Source organism: Kitasatospora sp. NPDC093558, assembly GCF_040683475.1.
GTDB lineage: Bacteria > Actinomycetota > Actinomycetes > Streptomycetales > Streptomycetaceae > Kitasatospora.
Genome location: NZ_JBFBDY010001082.1, coordinates 1 through 1,588 on the forward strand (window position 1 = coordinate 1; position 1,588 = coordinate 1,588).

The window sequence follows — 1,588 nt, forward strand, 5'->3', positions numbered from 1 at the left end:
CGCCGAACTCCGGCGCGACCTGCGGCACTTGTGCTGGGGCGTGGCGGGCACGGTCGAGCCGTGCGAACTCGCGCTGGACCTCGAGCTCGCCGAGAAGGCGGCCTTCCGCACCCTCGGCTGCCTGCTCTACGGCATGGACCGCACCGCCGACGCCGTGTTCTGGTGGCGGATCGCCGCGCAGTACGGCGACCAACTGGCCGTCCACTGCCTGGCGGTGCACTACGCGGCCGAGGGCGAGGACGGCGACGCGGCGCGCTGGGCCGTCCAGGCGCAGGACCTCAGCGCCCCCGGCCGGCTGCCGGCCCTCGCCCCCGACGTCCGGCCGGACGGGGCGGCGGAGCTGGTGCGACTGCTGGCGGAACGTTTCGACGGGGAGATCGTCCTGACGCTGCGGGAGATACCGGACGCGGCGCGTCCCGGTGCGGACGGCGGCCCGCTGGGCGTGCGGACGGTGCGGGGGAGGGGGCCGGTGCGGATCCGCTGACGGTGCGGGGGAGGGGGCCGGTGCGGATCCGCTGACGGCAACGGCCCCTGGCCCCGCGCGTGTTGCGGGGCCAGGGGCCGGAGGGCGGTTGTCGCCGGTCGCCGGTAGTCGGTGACTAGCCCTTCTTGGAGATGAAGTCGTACAGGCCGGCCGCCACGTCGTCCAGGTACGGACCGGCCTGGTACTTCTCCGCGTCGTTGCCGACCGACACGTTGCTGACCAGGGCGGGCTTGCCGTCCTTGGCCGACAGCCAGCCGCCGCCGCTCGAACCGCCGGTCATCGAGCACCCGATGGCGAGCATCGGCGGGCGCGAGGGGTCGTAGGACATCCGGGACGGCTTGCCGCCCTGGCAGTGGTTCAGCTCCAGCCCGTCGAACGGGGGAGCGGCCGGGTAGCCGTAGTTGGTGATGTTCAGCTGGTCGCGCGGGGCGTTGAACCAGACCGGCAGCGCGCCGCCGACCGTCTCCTCCAGCGACTTGCCGGTGTCGTTCTCCGGCTTCACCCGCAGGATCGCGAAGTCGTACTGGGCGGCCGGGCCGACCTCGCCGCCCTCGGCCTCCCAGACCGGGGAGGTCACGTGGTTGACGGCCGCCCACTCGCCGTACGGCGCGTACTGCGACACGTCGGTCGGGCGCTTGCCGCCGCTCACCGCGCCACCCGCGTTGAAGTCCGGGATGAAGACGATGTTGTTGTTGAACGTCGAGCCCTTGCCCTGGTGGGCGCAGTGCCCGGCGGTCCAGACCAGGTTGCTCTTGCCCGGGTGCGCCGGGTCGGCCACCACGGTGCCCGAACACACGTAGTGCTGGCCGAGCTTGCCCGGGTCGAGGGTCTCGGTGCCGGGCTTGTCGAAGAAGATCTTCCCGAACACGGCGAGGTTCTTGGCGTACGGGTGCGCGTCCGCCTGCGCGTCGACAGTCTTCGGCGGCGCGTCGTTGCCGCCGTCGGCGGGCGGCGGGGTGCTCGCCCCGGTGGGCTGCGCGGTCGGCTGCGGGGCCTGGCCGGTGGGCTGCGCGGTGGGCTGCGGGGCCTGGCCGGTGGGCTGCGCGGTGGGCTTGCCGGCGGGCGTGGCCGTCGGCGGCTTCAGCTGGTCGACCGGCTTGGCGG

1 protein-coding gene and 1 pseudogene are annotated in these 1,588 nt (G+C 73.9%); one reads left to right on the plus strand and one right to left on the minus strand.

What is annotated here, in order from left to right; translation table 11 throughout:
• Positions 1 to 484 (plus strand): annotated as a pseudogene (locus AB0O00_RS38665) (hypothetical protein); the annotation flags it as partial.
• Between the two features lie 115 nt (positions 485 to 599).
• On the opposite strand, the gene AB0O00_RS38670 reads toward AB0O00_RS38665, so the two are convergent.
• Positions 600 to 1,588 (minus strand): hypothetical protein (locus AB0O00_RS38670; protein WP_363659359.1); only part of this gene is annotated, 989 nt, incomplete at its 5' end.